This window comes from Streptacidiphilus sp. PB12-B1b (genome assembly GCF_014084125.1).
GTDB lineage: Bacteria > Actinomycetota > Actinomycetes > Streptomycetales > Streptomycetaceae > Streptacidiphilus.
In genome coordinates, this window is sequence record NZ_CP048405.1 from 5,034,296 (window position 1) to 5,050,147 (window position 15,852).

At 74.1% G+C, this 15,852-nt stretch carries 5 protein-coding genes; all 5 read left to right on the top strand.

Translation table 11 applies throughout. The features are described 5' to 3' along the window. Positions 1 to 209 precede the first annotated feature (209 nt). The 5 genes from GXW83_RS22100 to GXW83_RS22120 all read left to right on the top strand — a co-directional run bounded on the left by GXW83_RS22100 (position 210) and on the right by GXW83_RS22120 (position 15,837). Complete coding sequence (locus GXW83_RS22100) at positions 210 to 3,974, top strand: LamG-like jellyroll fold domain-containing protein (RefSeq protein ID WP_182444787.1); 3,765 nt, start codon at positions 210 to 212, stop codon at positions 3,972 to 3,974. Between the two features lie 193 nt (positions 3,975 to 4,167). Beyond that, on the top strand, positions 4,168 to 5,781 hold the full coding sequence (gene efeU, locus GXW83_RS22105) for an iron uptake transporter permease EfeU (RefSeq protein ID WP_182444788.1): 1,614 nt from the start codon (positions 4,168 to 4,170) through the stop codon (positions 5,779 to 5,781). A 102-nt stretch (positions 5,782 to 5,883) separates the two neighbouring features. Next, complete coding sequence (efeO, locus tag GXW83_RS22110; protein ID WP_182444789.1) at positions 5,884 to 7,107, top strand: iron uptake system protein EfeO; 1,224 nt, start codon at positions 5,884 to 5,886, stop codon at positions 7,105 to 7,107. Between the two features lie 167 nt (positions 7,108 to 7,274). After that, positions 7,275 to 8,564: an iron uptake transporter deferrochelatase/peroxidase subunit gene (efeB, locus tag GXW83_RS22115; RefSeq protein WP_182444790.1), complete on the top strand. Its 1,290-nt coding sequence runs from the start codon at positions 7,275 to 7,277 to the stop codon at positions 8,562 to 8,564. Between the two features lie 283 nt (positions 8,565 to 8,847). After that, on the top strand, positions 8,848 to 15,837 hold the full coding sequence (locus GXW83_RS22120; RefSeq protein ID WP_182444791.1) for a type I polyketide synthase: 6,990 nt from the start codon (positions 8,848 to 8,850) through the stop codon (positions 15,835 to 15,837). Positions 15,838 to 15,852: the final 15 nt, after the last annotated feature.

Below are 15,852 nucleotides of genomic sequence, written 5' to 3' on the forward strand. Positions count from 1 at the left end.
AGCAAAGCACGGCGGATCGGGGCCCGAACGGGGTGAATTCGCGGTCATTAACCGGATCAGGAACGGCCTTTGACCGCTTTCGGAATCTGACGGGCCGTCTGCCGACCAGGCCCCGCACCGGCGGCCGGGAACATGTGAATATCGCCGGTGGGCGCGCACCGCGTCCGGGAATTCCGCACCGATCCCGACCAAGGATGGGGGGACGAACCATGTCCAGATCCCGCAGGGCCACAGGCGCGGTCAGCGCCCTGCTGGCCGCAGCGCTCGCACTGACCGGCACCGCCGCCGCCCACGCCGCCACCGGCTCCGGGCCGGTACCCGCGTCCGCCGCCGGGGCCGCCGCCGCTCCGGCCGTCGGCGCCGGGCTGCGGGCGCAGCTCGCCGCCCGCAGCCGGGCCCGGGCCACCGGCAGGCCGGTCACGGTCGACGCGCTGACCACCGCGACCTCGGTGACCCGGGCCAACGCCGACGGCTCGTTCACCACGGTGACCTCCACCCGTCCGGCCCGGATGAGGACCCGGAGCGGCGGCTGGGCAGCGCTCGACGCCGACCTGCGGAAGGGCCCGGACGGACGCATCGTCACCACCGCCGCGCAGGGCACGCTCGAACTCTCCCCCGGCGGCCGGGGCCCGCTGGTGTCGCTGGACGACGGCGCCGGGCACACCCTGGCGCTGACCCTGCCGTTCGCCCTGCCCGCCCCGGTGCTCTCGGGCGACACCGCCACCTACCGCGACATCTCCCCCGGCCTGGATCTGACCGTCACCGCCCGGACCGACGGCGGCTTCGGCGAGGTCTTCACCGCCCGCACCGCCGCCGCGGCCCGGGCCGCCGGCACCCTCACCTTCGCCACCGGCCTCAAGGGGCTGGCCCTGCGGCAGGACGCCGCCGGGAACCTGACCGCCTACGACTCCCGTACCGGCGCGGTGGTCCTCGCCTCCCCGGCCCCCGCCGTCTGGGACTCCGCCACCGACGGCCGCGCCGACGCCGACGCGCCCGAGACCGCGCCCGCCGCCACCGCCGGCGTCGCCGGTCCCGGCCGCCGCTCCGACGTCGCCAAGCTGCCGGCCACGGTCACCGCCACCGGCATCACCCTGGACAGCGCCGCCGCCCGCCTCGGCCACGGCGCCCCGAAGCTTCCCGAGTACATCGACCCGACCTGGAGCCTGCCGACCGCCACCGGCGGGGAGGCCAACTTCACCGAGGTCCAGGCCGGCTGCCCGAGCTACAACAACTACGACAGCAGCAGCACCGCCAAGGAGGGCCTGGGCGTCGGCAACGTGGAGACCAACTCCTCCTGCCCGGGCGCCTACCGCTCCTTCTACCAGGACAGCCTGGGCGGCATCGGCTCCGACGACCAGATCACCCACTCGGTCGTCAACCTCTCCGAGGTGTACTCCGCGCAGAGCGGCTGCGGCATCTCCGAGCCCATCTCGCTGTACCAGACCGGCCTGATGTCCAGCCCGTCCAGCTGGAGCAACCAGCCCGGCAAGATCAACGACATCGACAACTTCACCGTCGCCACCGACGGCGGCTGCGGCGTCAACAGCTACACCGTGGACATCACCGGCGCGATGCAGGCGCTGGCCGCGGGCAACAACACCAACCTCACCTGGGGTCTGTACGGCAACGAGTCGTCGTCCGACACCCTGGTCCGGTTCAACAGCAACCCGACCATCACCACCACGTACGACATCAAGCCCAACACCCCGACCGCCACCGCGGCCAGCCCCACCCCGGTCACCTCCAGCGGCGTGAACCAGCCGTGCGGCGGCTCCGCAACCGGCTACCTGCCGATGGCCGGCACCGGCGGGACCGACGCCGCCACCCTCAGCGCCACGCTCACCAGCAGCGTCCCCAGCGCGCAGCTGCAGGGCGTGTTCACCCTGGTCGACGTCACCGCCGGGCAGACCCTGCCGACGCTGACGTCCAGCGGCTGGGCCGCCTCCGGCGCCACCGTCCAGGTGCAGACCCCGGCGCTGACCAGCGGGCACCAGTACTCCTGGACGGTGACCGCCGACGACCAGTACGACACCTCGGCGGCGTCGTCGGCCTGCACCTTCACCGCCGTGCAGACCCCGCCGACCAATCCGGTGGTCAGCTCCACCGACTTCCCGCCGTCCGGCAGCAGCACCGGCACCAGCAAGCGGTTCCAGCAGGCCGGAAACAACAGCGGGGTGCTCGACCTCAGCAGCACCGACCCGGGCGGCCCCGGAGTGAGCGGCTTCTACTACTCGGTCGACACGCCCGTCCCCACCAACGGGGGCACCTTCCTGGCCGCCACCGGCGGCGCGGCGGCGCTCACCGTGCAGCCCGCCGACTGGGGCACGACCACGGTCTGGGTCCAGGCCGCGGACGCCGCAGGCAACCGCTCCGCCGCCACCCCGTACTCCTTCTACCTGCCCTGGTACCCGGGTGCCAAGGTCACCTTCGGCGACCTGACCGGCGACGGCATCCCCGACCTGCTCACCACCGGCGCGACCAGCGGCGGGCTGCTGCTCCACCCCGGTGACGCCGACCCGGCCGCCGCCCCGACCGTGCTCAGCCCGCAGGCGGACACCCCGGACGCCGGGACCACCCCGTGGAGCAAGTACCTGGTCACCCACGGCGGCTCGTTCAGCAACGGCCCCGGCGACGACATCTGGGCCTTCAACACCGCCACCGGCAACCTCTACCTGTACAAGAACACCGGCGCCGGCGCCTTCCAGAACCCGTCCAGCGCGGTCGACCTGACCAAGGCGGAGGTCACCTCGGACAGCGGCGGCACCAGCTGCTTCCCCACCTCGACCGCGGACTGCACCGGCTACGACGCCACCGACTGGAAGAACCTCACCCAGATCGTCGCCGTCGGCGACCTCTACACCGGCTCCAGCCGCGACGTGAGCGGCACCCACGACATCGTGACCGTCGAGGGCGACGCGCTGTGGCTGTACCAGGGCCGGACCGGGGCCAACTTCCTCAAGGACCCGGTCAAGCTGGGCACCAGCGGCTGGTCCGGCGTCACCGTGCTCGGCCCCGGCCTGGTCGGCGGGCGGCCGGTGCTGTGGGCCCGGAACTCCGCGGGCGCGATCACCCAGTACCCCATCACCTTCGACAGCAGCGGCTACCCCGAGAGCCTGGGCACCCCGGCCTCCGGCGGCACCCCGATCGCCACCGGCCTGGACCCGGCCGACTACCCGGTGGTGACCAGCCCCGGCGACGTCCTCGGCGACGGCACCCCGGGGCTGTACGCCATCGACAAGAGCAGCAAGCTGTGGTTCTACGCCGGTACGGCCGGCCAGGGCGGCCCCGCGCCGACCCACCAGTGGCTGCTCGACGAGGGCAGCGGCTCGACGATCGACGACTCGGCCGGCGGCCTGAGCGGCTACGTCAGCGAGGCCGGCGCCACCTGGGGCACCCGCGACGGCCACCCCGACCTGGGCTTCGACGGCGACAGCGGCTACGCCGAGACCAACGGCAACGCGGTGGACACCGGCGGCTCGTTCACCGTCTCGGCCTGGGCCGAGCTGACCTCGATCCCGAGCACCGGCGCCAACTACACCGTGCTCAGCGAGTTCGGGACCGAGAACAGCCCCTTCTACCTCCAGTACAACAGCGGCAACTGGGCCTTCGCCATCAGCGACAACGACTCGGCCAGCCCGACCATCAACGGCCCGGACGGCACCGCGACGGTCACCGCCGACACCTGGTACCACCTCACCGGTGTGTACGACGCGACCAGCAGGACCGCGTCCGTCTACGTCGACGGCGTCCTGGTCGGCAGCCAGAGCGGCCTGCCGACCTGGAGCAGCAGCGGGGATCTGGACATCGGCCGCGACCTGTACACCGGGCTGCAGGTCGACTACTTCCCCGGCCAGATCAGCGACGTCGAGACCTGGGGCAGCGCGCTGAGCGCCGCCCAGGTCGCCGCGCTGGACGCACCTGCCGGCGGCCTGGCGGCCACCGGCTCCCTGGCGGGCACGCTGGCCGGCAGCTGAGGCCGGCGGGCCTGACGGCCCGGTGCGGGCGACGGCGGCGGCCGTCACCCGCACCGGGCGCTGTTGCGTCCAGCCGGTGCGCTCGGTGCGTGACGCAACGCACCGGCCTGCACCGGGGGGAGCCTGGTCGGCAAGCTAAGGTGTGCCTTACCTTAGAGTCGGTGTTCCCTAGTGGATGGAGCGGGTCGGTCAGATGCTGCCTACGTTTGTGATCGGCCTGCGGGAGGGACTGGAGGCCGCCCTGATCGTCGGGATCATCGCCGCCTTCCTCAAACAGCAGGGCCGCCGTGACCTGCTGCGCTGGGTGTACGGCGGGGTGCTGGCGGCGGTGCTGCTGTGCCTGGGCGTCGGCGTGGCCCTCAAGGTGGTCTCCTCCAACCTGCCGCAGAAGCAGCAGGAGGGGCTGGAGACCGTGGTCGGCGTGCTCGCCGTCGGCATGGTGACTTACATGGTCATCTGGATGCGGCGACACTCCCGGCAGTTGAAGAAGGAGCTGGAGGGCCTGGCCGCCGCCGCGATCGGTGACGGCGGGAGCCGGGCCGCGCGCGCGATGGTGCTGATGGCTTTCCTGGCCGTGCTGCGCGAGGGCTTCGAGACGGTCGTCTTCCTGCTGGCCGCCTTCAACGAGAGCGGCAACACCGCGGACGCCGCGGGCGGGGCGCTGGCCGGGATCGCGGTGGCCGTGGTGCTCGGCTGGGCGATCTACCGGGGCGGCGTCCGGCTGAACCTGTCGAAGTTCTTCCGGGCCACCGGCCTGGTGCTGGTGCTGGTCGCGGCCGGCCTGGTGGTCAACGCGCTGCACACCGCGCACGAGGCCGGCTGGCTGAACGCCGGCCAGGGCGGCACGGTGGACCTGACCTGGCTGGTGCAGCCCGGCTCGGTGCAGTCGGCGCTGCTGACCGGGATGCTCGGCGTCCAGCAGCACCCGGTGGTGATCGAGGTGGCCGGCTGGCTCGCCTACCTGGTCCCGGTCGGGCTGTACGTCGCCTGGCCGCCCAGCCGTCCGGTCTCCCGCCGCACCATGGTGCGGGTCTGGTCGGGCGTGGCCGCCGCCGCCGTGGCCGCCGTGGCCGTGCTGGCGATCACCCTGCCGGGCAGCCCGGACCAGACCCCGGTGACCGCGGCCGGGCCGCTGACCGCGGTGCTGACCGGTCCGCACGCGGACACCGCCACCGTCCGCACCGCCCCGGCCAGCCCGGCCGCCCCGGCGGTCGGTGCGGGCGGGCAGCAGCCGGTGCCGGTGGCGCTGCGCCGCACCGGCGGGACGGAGCTGCACGGGGTGGCCGTCGACGTCTACACCGGCTCCCGCCCCGGCCTGGGCGCGGCCGGGCGTCCGACCACCATGACCTTCGAGCAGGCCGCCGCGCTGAACGGCGGACGGCTGCCGCTGGGCGTCGTCCCGCAGGGCATGACCCCGGCCGACGACTCGGTGCGCCTCCAGTACGCCGACACCGACGCGCTGACGGTCTGGGTGGAGCCCGGCACCGGTCGCGTCGTCGACCTGAGCTGGACCGAGACGGTCCGGGCGACGCTGGTCGGCACGCAGGTCGGCGCGGTGCCGCTGAACGACCCGGTGGCGACCGGCCGTCAGGCGTTCCCGGCCGCGACCGTGACCGCCGCCGCGTCGGCGGCCCGGCACGACCTGGCCCGGATCTCGGACCGGTCGAGCCTGCTCACCGGCGTCTGGCTGGCCGTCGCCGTGGCCGTGGTGGCGCTGGCCGCCGCCGGGCTGACGGCCGCCGCGGACCGGCGGCAGCGGGGGACGGCGGTCACGCAGACCCCGGCCCCACTGCCGACGCCCAGGTAGGTTAGGCTTTCCTTACCTAGTTGGGCTAAGGTTTTCCTTGCCCGGCGCGGGGTTCCTCGTCGCCTTTGCCAGTCATGCCAGTTCCCCTGCCAGGAGCCTGAGTTGTCCTTCTTCTCCGCCGAAAGCCGCCGCCGCAGAACGGCCGCTGCCGCCACGACCGTCACCGTGCTCGCCCTCGCGGGCGGACTCACCGCCTGTGGCAGCTCCAGCGACAAGTCCGCCGGCGCCGCGTCCCCGGCCGCCAACTCGGGCTCCGCCGCACCGGCCGCCGACGCACACAAGGCCGTGGTGGACATATCCACCGCCGACGGCTGCGCGGTGAACCAGAAGTCCTTCGCCGCGGGCGCCATCACCTTCTCCATCACCAACAAGGACGCCGCCGCCGTCAGCGAGGTCGAACTCCTCAGCGGCCAGCGCATCGTGGGCGAGAAGGAGAACCTGCCGCCCGGCTTCTCCGGCACCTTCGCGGTCAACGTGGACGCCGGCAGCTACACCCTCTACTGCCCCGGCGCGCAGAACGAGAACACCACGCTGACCGTCACCGGCAAGGCCGCCGGCGGCGACGCCAGCGTCGACAGCCTGCTGACCCAGGGCACCAAGGAGTACGCGGCCTACGTCACCGGCCAGGTCGGCTACCTGGTGAGCAGCAGCGAGGCGCTGCAGAAGGCGATCCAGGGCGGCGACCTGGCAGCCGCCCAGCAGGCGTACATGAAGGCCCGCCCGTACTACGAGAAGATCGAGCCGGTCGCCGAGTCCTTCACCGTCGGCTCGGACAACCTCGACAACGACATCGACGCCCGCACCGGCGACGTGCCCCCCGCGCAGTGGGAGGGCTTCCACCGCATCGAGATGGGCCTGTTCCAGACCAAGAGCCTGACCGGCCTGAGCGGTTACGCCGACGGCCTGGTCGCCAACGTCAAGAAGCTCCAGACGCTGACCACCGGCCTCAGCTACAAGCCCTTCGAGCTGGCCAACGGCGCCCAGGAGCTGCTGGACGAGGTGGCCAGCAGCAAGATCACCGGCGAGGAGGAGCGCTACTCGCACATCGACCTGCTGGACTTCCAGGCCAACGACGAGGGCGCCGAGCAGGCGTTCGCCGCGCTCCAGCCGGCCCTGCAGAAGATCGACCCGTCGCTGACCGGCTCCATCTCCTCGTCCTTCAGCGCGCTGGACACGCTGGTGGACACCTACCGCACGGGCTCCAACGCCTCCGGCTTCCAGCTCTACACGTCGCTGAACGACAGCGACAAGCAGAAGCTCGCCGCCGCGGTGAAAGCCGTGCAAGAGCCGCTGTCCCAGGTCGCCAGTAAGGTTGCCAACAGCTGATCCGCCCGGCGCCGCAGCACCGTGGCACCGCCGGAAACCGCGCCACAGCAGGAACCGCAGCACAGTCAGAAACCGATGCCAGACACGGAGAACACCGCCGTACCGCCCGCCCGGGCCGTCCTCGTACGGTTCGGGCGGCGGGGTGCGGGCGGAGCGAGGGTGAACCGATGAGCGAGAAGCCTGTGACCAGCCGACGGAGACTGCTCGGCGGTGCCCTCACCGCCACCGGCGTGGTGGCGGCGGGGGGCGTCGGCTTCGGCATCGCGCACGCCACCGACTCCTCGTCGTCCTCCGGCGGGCCCTCGACCGCCTCCCCCGCGTCCGCGCAGGGGTCCACCAGCCAGGTGCCGTTCTTCGGCGCGCACCAGGCGGGCATCTCCACGCCCGCGCAGGACCGGCTCGCCTTCGCGGCCTTCGACATCACCAGCACCGACCCGCAGGCGGTGCAGGTGCTGCTCGGCACCTGGGCCGCCGCCGCCGAGCAGATGACCCAGGGCCTGCCGATCGGCCCGGTGGACAACACCCCCTCCGCGCCGCCGATCGACACCGGCGAGGCGGACGGCCTGGGCGCGGCCAACCTGACGGTGACCGTCGGCTTCGGGCCGAGCTTCTTCGACCAGCGCTTCGGCCTGGCCAAGTTCCGCCCCGCCGCGCTGGCGGACCTGCCGACGCTGCCGGGGGACGGCTCGCTCGACCCGACCCGCAGCGGCGGCGACCTGTGCGTGCAGGCGTGCGCCGACGACCCGACCGTGGCCTTCCACGTGATCCGCAACTTCGCCCGGCTGGCGCGCGGCACCGCCGTCATGAAGTGGTCCCAGCTCGGCTTCGGCCGTACCTCGTCCACCTCCACCGAGCAGCAGACCGAACGCAACCTGCTCGGCTTCAAGGACGGCACCCGCAACATCAAGGCGCAGGACGCGTCCGACCTGGACGACTACGTGTGGGTCGGTGGAGAGACCGACCAGGAGTGGATGAAGGGCGGCAGCTACCTGGTGGCGCGCCGCATCAGCATGCTCATCGAGTCCTGGGACACCGACTATCTCACCGACCAGGAGAACGTGTTCGGCCGCTACAAGACCAGCGGCGCGCCGCTGGGCGGCAAGAACGAGTTCGACACCCCGGATCTGGCCGCCAAGGACCACCAGGGCAACCCGGTGATCCCGCTGAACGCGCACATACGGCTGGCCGCACCGGCGACCAACAACGGCCAGAAGATCCTGCGCCGCGGCTACTCGTACACCGACGGGATCAACGCCACCACCGGGCTGCTCGACGCCGGGCTGTTCTTCATCGCGTACCAGAAGGACCCGCGCAAGCAGTTCGTGCCGATCCAGACCCGGTTGGGCCAGCAGGACAACCTCAACGAGTACATCCGGCACACCGGCAGCGCCCTCTTCGCCGTGCCGCCCGGCCTCAGCGCCCCCGGCGACTGGTGGGGCAAGGCCCTGTTTGCCTGACGGATCGTCAGCAGGCGGATACTGACGGAGGCTTGGCGGCGCGCTGCGGAGACCCACCGGAGACGGTGGCTCCGCGGCGCGCCGCTTTTGCCGTGTTACGCCCTCTGGTCAACTTTGATATGCACATGTCATATTTCTCTAACTCCTCGTACACTACCGAAGGGTAGCGTCACTCGGGAGTCACTCAACGGCACCCGCACCAGCAGAGCACGCATACGGCACCCCGTCAGTCGAGCTCCATCCCTTCCCCCTTCCCTGCGCCGTGACGCCCCCCGGAGAGCCCATGAGGCCCGCTTCGCCGCAGACCGACCTCGTCCTCGGGATCACCCCCTTCCATGAGCCGGACGCCGGGCTCGCCGCGGCCCTGTGCCGCGCGGGCGCCCTCGGCGTCCTGGACCTCGGCACCGGCGACCGCCGGTCCCGCGAGGAACTGTCCAGACTCAGCCGCTCGGCCCCGGGGCCGTTCGGCGTCCGGATCGGCCCCGACTGCCGGATCACCCCCGAGGACCTGCGCCTGTACGACAGCGCCGGACCGCACACGGTGGTGCTGGCCCCGGACACCCCGGAGCGGGTTTCCGCCGCCCTGCACGCCGACCACCGGCTCCTGGCCGAGGTGACCGACCTGGAGCAGGCCCTGCGCGCGGTCCGGGCCGGCGCCCACGGCCTGATTGCGCGCGGCGCCGAAAGCGGCGGCAGAGTCGGTGAGTTGAGCAGCTTCGTACTGCTCCAACAACTGCTGTCGGCACCGGGAGTCACGGTGCCGGTATGGGCCTGCGGCGGCATCGGCTTACGCACCGCCGCAGCCGCCGTCGTCGGCGGCGCGGCCGGTGTGGTGCTGGACAGCCAACTCGCCCTGCTCGCCGAGTCGGCCGCATCCGAACAGGCGGCGGCCGCGGTGCGCGGCATGGACGGCTCCGAGACCGGCGTGGTCGACGGCCGCCGGGTGCTCGTCCGCCGGAGCGGGCACAGCGAGTCGGCATCAGAGTTGATGGTCGGTCAGGACGGTTTCCTGGCAAGCGCGTTCGCCGAGCACTGGGGGACGGCCGGGCGGGCCGTGCAGGCCGTGCGCGAGGCCGTGCTGGAGGGGGTGCGGACCGCCTCGGCGCTCGGCGCCGGATCGCTCCTCGGCGCCGGATCGCCGCTCAGCGCCTCCCTGGGCACCCGGCTGCCGGTGGCGCAGGGCCCGATGACCAGGGTCAGCGACCAGCCCGCCTTCGCGGCGGCCGTGGCCGCCGCAGGCGCGCTGCCCTTCGTCGCCCTGGCCCTGTCCGGGCCGGAGCAGACCCGCGCCCTGCTCAACGAGACCGCCGCCGCTGTCGGCGAACTCCCCTGGGGTGTCGGGGTGTTGGGCTTCGCCCAGGAGGAGCTGCGCAACGCCCAGCTGGCGGAGGTGCTGGCGGCCCGGCCCAGCCACGCGGTGATCGCGGGCGGGCGCCCCTCACAGGCCCGGGCACTGGAGGAGGCGGGCATCCGGACCTTCCTGCACGTGCCCTCCCCGGGCCTGCTGCGGCAGTTCCTGGAGGACGGCGCGCGCAGGTTCGTGTTCGAGGGCGCGGAGTGCGGCGGCCATGTCGGGCCCCGGCACAGCTTTCCACTCTGGGAAGCACAGTTGGCGGTGCTGGAGGACTTCCAGGACGCCACCGGCGCAGCCTCGCCGATCGAGGTGCTGTTCGCGGGCGGCGTGCACGACGAGCGCTCGGCGGCGATGGTGGCGGCCATGGCCGCGCCGCTGGCCGGTCGCGGCGTGGCGGCGGGCGTGCTGATGGGCACGGCGTACCTGTTCACCGAGGAGGCGGTGGCCTGCGGAGCGGTCCGGCCCGGCTTCCAGCGGCAGGTGCTGGCGGCGCAGCGGACCGAGCTGCTGCAGACCGCGCCCGGCCATGCCACCCGCTGCGTGCCGAGCCGCTTCACCACCGACTTCGCCGAGGAACGGGAGCGGCTGCGGGCCGAGGGGGTGCCCGACCGGGAGGCGTGGGAGCAGCTGGAGCGGCTGAACGTGGGCCGGCTGCGGATCGCCAGCAAGGGTGTCGACCGGGTGCCGGGCGGCGCGCTGGTGCCGGTGGACGAGCAGGGCCAGCTGGAGCAGGGGATGTTCATGGCCGGGCAGGTGGCCGTGCTGCGCTCGGCCACCACCACGCTGTCCGCGCTGCACCACGCCGTCAGCACCGGCGCCGAACGCTTCCTGTCCGCCAGGTCCACGGAACTGACGGAGCGTCTGGGGATTGAACCGGCTGTCCGGGCGGAGCCGGAGCCCGCGCCGCTGGACATCGCGGTGATCGGCATGGCGTGCATGTTCCCCGGCGCCCCGGATCTGCCCGCGTTCTGGGCGCAGGTGGTGGGCGGGGTGGACGCCGTCACCGAGGTTCCGCCCGAGCGCTGGGATCCGGAGGTGTACTGGGCGAAGGACGGCGAACCGGGCACCACGCCGTCCAAGTGGGGCGGTTTCCTGCCGCGGATACCGTTCGATCCGCTCAGCTACGGCATCCCGCCGTCCGCCCTGGGCAGCATCGAACCGGTGCAACTGCTGGCGCTGGAGGCGGCGCGCCGGGCCCTGGTGGACGCGGGCTACGACGGAGGCGGCGGCGCGACCGGCGCCCGCCCGTTCGACCGCTCGCGGACCAGCGTGGTGTTCGGCGCGGAGGCTGGCAGCGACCTGTCCAACGCGGGCGTGCTGGGCGCGGTGCTGCCGTCCTACCTGGGCCGGGTGCCGGAGGGGCTCGCGGAGCAGCTGCCGACCCTCACCGAGGACTCCTTCCCCGGGATGCTGGCCAACGTCATCTCCGGGCGCATCGCCAACCGGCTGGATCTGGGCGGCTCCAACTTCACCGTGGACGCGGCCTGCGCCTCATCGCTGGCCGCGCTGGACGTGGCCTGCCGGGAGCTGGTGTCGGGCGGCAGCGACATGGCCCTGTGCGGCGGCGCGGACCTGCACAACGGCATCAACGACTTCCTGCTGTTCGCCTCGGTGCACGCGCTCTCGCCGACCGGCCGGTCCCGCCCGTTCGACGCGTCGGCGGACGGCATCGCGCTGGGCGAGGGCGTGGGCTGTCTGGTGCTGAAGCGGCTGGCCGACGCCGAGCGCGACGGCGACCGGGTGTACGCGGTGGTGCAGGGCATCGGCAGCGCCAGCGACGGGCGTTCGCTGGGCCTGACCGCACCCCGCCCCGAGGGGCAGCGGGCCGCGCTGGAACGCGCCTACCGCAACGCCGGCATCGGCCCGGCCGAGGTGGGCCTGGTGGAGGCGCACGGCACCGGCACAGTGGTCGGCGACCGTACCGAACTGGCCACGCTGAGCGTGGTGTTCACCGAGGCCGGGGCCGCGCCCGGGAGTTGCGCGCTGGGCTCGGTGAAGTCGCAGATCGGCCACGCCAAGTGCGCGGCCGGGGTGGCCGGTCTGATCAAGACCTCGCTGGCGCTGCACACCGGCGTCAAACCGCCCACGCTTCAGCTCACCCAGCCCAACCCCGCCTGGCGGGCCGACGAGAGTCCGTTCGCCTTCCACACCGAGGCCCGCCCCTGGGCCGTACCGCCCTCCGAACGGACGGCCGGAGTCAGCGCGTTCGGCTTCGGCGGCACCAACTTCCATGTGGTGATGCGGGCTTACAACGCACCGGCGCCGGTGCACGGGCTCCAGCAGTGGCCGGCCGAGCTGTTCACCTTCCGCGGCGCGGACCGGCAGCGGGCGCTGCACGGGGTGGCGGAGCTGCTGCGGCTCGCCGAGGCCGACGGCTCGCCGTGGCGGCTGCGCGACCTGGCGCTGGCCGCCTCCCGCCGGGCCGAGAGCGGCCACGGCCCGGTGCAGATCGCCGTGGTGGCCTCGGAGGTGGAGGAGTTGCGCGGGCTGCTGCGGCGCGCGGCGGCCGGAGACGGCGATCCGGCGGCCGGTCTGCACCTGGCTCCGGCCGAGCCGGACGGCGCAGAGCCGGGCGGGCTGCCGGGGGCCGGTGAGGTGGCGTTCCTCTTCCCCGGACAGGGCAGCCAGCGTCCGGGCATGTTCGCCGAGCTGTTCACCGCCTTCCCGCTGCTGCAACGGCAGTTGCTGCTGGGCCCGGAGTACCTGGACGAGCTGTACCCGCCTGCGGCGTTCACCCCCGAGCGCAGGCAGCAGCAGCGGGCGGCCGTGACCGACACCCGGGTCGCCCAGCCGGTGCTGGGCATGACCGGTCTCGCGGCGTACGAACTGCTCGGACTGGCCGGGGTGCGTCCCGCCTTCGGGGGCGGCCACAGCTACGGCGAGCTGGTGGCGCTGTGCGCGGCCGGGGCCGTCGCCGCCGAGGACCTGCCGGCGCTCAGCGCCGAGCGGGCGGCGGCGATCCTGGACGCGGTCGGCGAGGGCGCGGACGCCGGGACGATGGCGGCCGTCGCCGCCGGGGCCGAGCAGGTCGAGCACCTGCTCGCCGGGGCCGGGCTGAGCGGACGCGTGGTGGCGGCCAACCACAACGCGCCCCGGCAGACGGTGATCTCGGGCCCGACCGAGGAGCTGGCCACGGCCACGGACCTGCTGCGCCGGGCGGGCCTCGGGGTGAAACCGTTGCAGGTCGCCTGCGCCTTCCACAGCCCGCTGGTCTCCGGAGGCAGCGAGCGGTTCGCCAAGGCGTTGGCGGGCCGCGCCGTCCGGGCACCGGAGTTCCCGGTGTGGTCGAACCGCACCGCCGCCCCCTACCCGGCCGACCCGGCTGCGGTGCGCGCCGAACTGGCGGAGCAGATCGGCGCGCCGGTGCGCTTCGCCGAACAGATCGAGTCCATGTACGCGGCCGGGGCCCGGGTGTTCGTCGAGGCCGGTCCGGGCTCCGTGCTGACCAGGCTGGTCCCGGCGGTGCTCGGGGACCGGCCGCACCTGGCCGTACCGGTCGAGGGACGGCGCGGCGGACTGCCCGGATTCCTCGACACCCTGGCCCGGCTGGCCGTCGCCGGGGTGCCGGTGCAGACCGGGCGGCTGTTCCGTGGCCGTGACGCGGTGGACGCCGCCCACGCCCGGGCCCCGCGCCGCCCCGGCTGGACGGTCGACGGCCAGCTGGTGCGCACCGCCGCCGGAGACCTGCTGCCCGGTGCACTCGCGCCGGCCCGACCCGTTCCGGAGATGCTGATGACCGCACAGACACCGCAGCCGCACAGCCCCGGGCAGACCGCCGGGGAGGCCCTGGTTGCGGAATTCCTGCGCAGCAGCCGCGAGTTGATCGCCGCCCAGCGGGAGGTGATGCTCAGCTACCTGGGCGCGCCCGGCGGCGCGGGCGCACCGGCGGCGCTCCCGGCCGCGCCACCCGTGGCCGTGGCCGTGCCCGCACCGGTGTACGCGCCGACGGCCGCGCCGCTCGCCCTGCCGGACCCCGTTGCGGCGACGCCGGTCGCCCCGGCGGCGCCTGCCGCTCCTGCCGCTCCTGCCGTGATGGGAGCCGCCGAGGTGCTGCGCACGGTGGTGGAGGTGATCGGCGAGCGCACCGGCTACCCCGCCGACATGATCGAACCCGATCTCGACCTCGAAGCCGACCTCAGCATCGACTCCATCAAGCGCACCGAGATCATCGGCCAGCTGGCCCGCCGCCTGGCCACCGGCCCCGGGGCCGACCTCGCCTCGCTGGGAGACGACGAGATCGAGGAGCTGGCCGCCGCCCGCACCGCAGCCGCCATCACCGCCTGGCTCTGCGCTCGGCTGGACGCGCCCGCAGAAGCAGAAGCGGAGCCAGAAGCAGGAGCGGAGCCGGAAGCAGCGGCGGAACCGGAAGTGGAGCCCGAGCCGTCACGGTCGCCGGGAGCCGAGCCGGAGCCGCCGACGCCGGTCGCGGGGTACGAGCCGGTGCGGCTGCGCTTCGCCGACGTCCCGCTGGCGGGGCCCGCCGCCGCCCCGGAGTCGCTCGCGGGCACCCGTTTCGCCCTGCTGGGCGCGGACGGAGGCGGGGTCGCCGAGGCCCTGGCCGCCCGGCTGGCCTCCGCCGGGGCGCAGGTGCGCACCCTGGACGCCGGGCACGAGTTCGCTGCGGACGAGCCGGTGGAGGGGGTGATCCTGCTGGACGCCCTCGCCCGGCGCGGGGCGCCCGTACTGCCGGGTTGCGTTCCGGTGCTGCAGTCGGCCCTGGCCCGCGCACCCCGCTGGCTGCTCGCCGTCCGCACCGCCCCGACCGCCGAGCCGGGCCCGGCCACGGCCGTCGAACCGGGCCGGGCGGACGGGCTGCGCGGACTGTTCCGGACGCTGTCCCGGGAGTACCCCGACGTGGCCGCCCGGCTGGTGGAGGTCGACCCGGCAGCGGTCCCGGCCGACACCGCGGACGCCCTGCTCGGCGAGCTGCTGTGCGAGGACCGCGAGCCGGTGGTGCTGCACGGCCCGGCCGGGCGCCGGGCACCGGCGCTGCAACCGTCCGACCTGGGGCTCCTGGGCAGAACCGGAGCGGGCCCGGCCGGGGACGGCGCGGCCGAGGCCGCCGCGTTGGGCCTGGACCGGGATGCGGTGGTGCTGCTGGTGGGCGGGGCGCGCGGGATCACCGCGCGGGTCGCCGCGGCTCTCGCCTCGGCCGCCCGGTGCCGTATCGAACTGCTGGGCCGCACCGCGCCGCCGGAGGCGGAGGAGGACCCGCGGACGGCGGCTGCCCGGGACCGCGCCGGGCTGCGGGCGGCGCTGGCCGCGCAGGGCGTGCCGCTGCCGGAGATCGAGCGCGCCGCCTCCCGGCTGCTGGCCGGGCGCGAGGTCACCGCCACGCTGGACGAGCTGTCGGCGCTGGGCGCGCGCGCCCGCTACCAGGCCGTGGACGTCACCGACGCGGCGGCGCTGCGGCAGGCCGTCAAGGGCGTGTACGCCGAGCACGGCCGGTTGGACGGCGTGGTGTTCGCGGCGGGCGTGATCGAGGACAAGGTGCTGGCGGAGAAGGACCCGGAGTCCTTCCGCCGGGTCTTCGCCACCAAGACCGAGGGCGCCCGGACCCTGCTGGACGCGCTGGCGGAGCTGCCCGGCGGGCCGCGCTTCACGGTGCTGTTCGGCAGCATCGCCGCCGCCCTGGGCAATCGCGGGCAGGCGGACTACGCCGCCGCCAACGACGCGTTGGACGACATCGGCGCACGCTGGTCGGAGCGCACCGGACACCGGGCGCTGACCGTGCACTGGGGCCCGTGGGCTCCGGGCGGCGGCCACGACGGCATGGTCTCCGAGGAGTTGGCCCGCGCGTACGCCAGGCGCGGCGTCCGGCTGATCGATCCGGAGGCGGGCACGGCGGCGCTGCTGCGCGAGCTGGCCTGGGGCGACGACGCCACCCGGTCCGTGGTCTACACGGCCTCGGGCTGGTGACGGCGCCGGTGGCAC

Bases quoted from the DNA above. Each gene is read 5' to 3' on its own strand.
- efeB (WP_182444790.1), top strand. From the start codon at position 7,275: ATGAGCGAGAAGCCTGTGACCAGCCGACGGAGACTGCTCGGCGGTGCC.
- GXW83_RS22100 (WP_182444787.1), top strand. From the start codon at position 210: ATGTCCAGATCCCGCAGGGCCACAGGCGCGGTCAGCGCCCTGCTGGCC.
- GXW83_RS22120 (WP_182444791.1), top strand. From the start codon at position 8,848: ATGAGGCCCGCTTCGCCGCAGACCGACCTCGTCCTCGGGATCACCCCC.
- efeU (WP_182444788.1), top strand. From the start codon at position 4,168: ATGCTGCCTACGTTTGTGATCGGCCTGCGGGAGGGACTGGAGGCCGCC.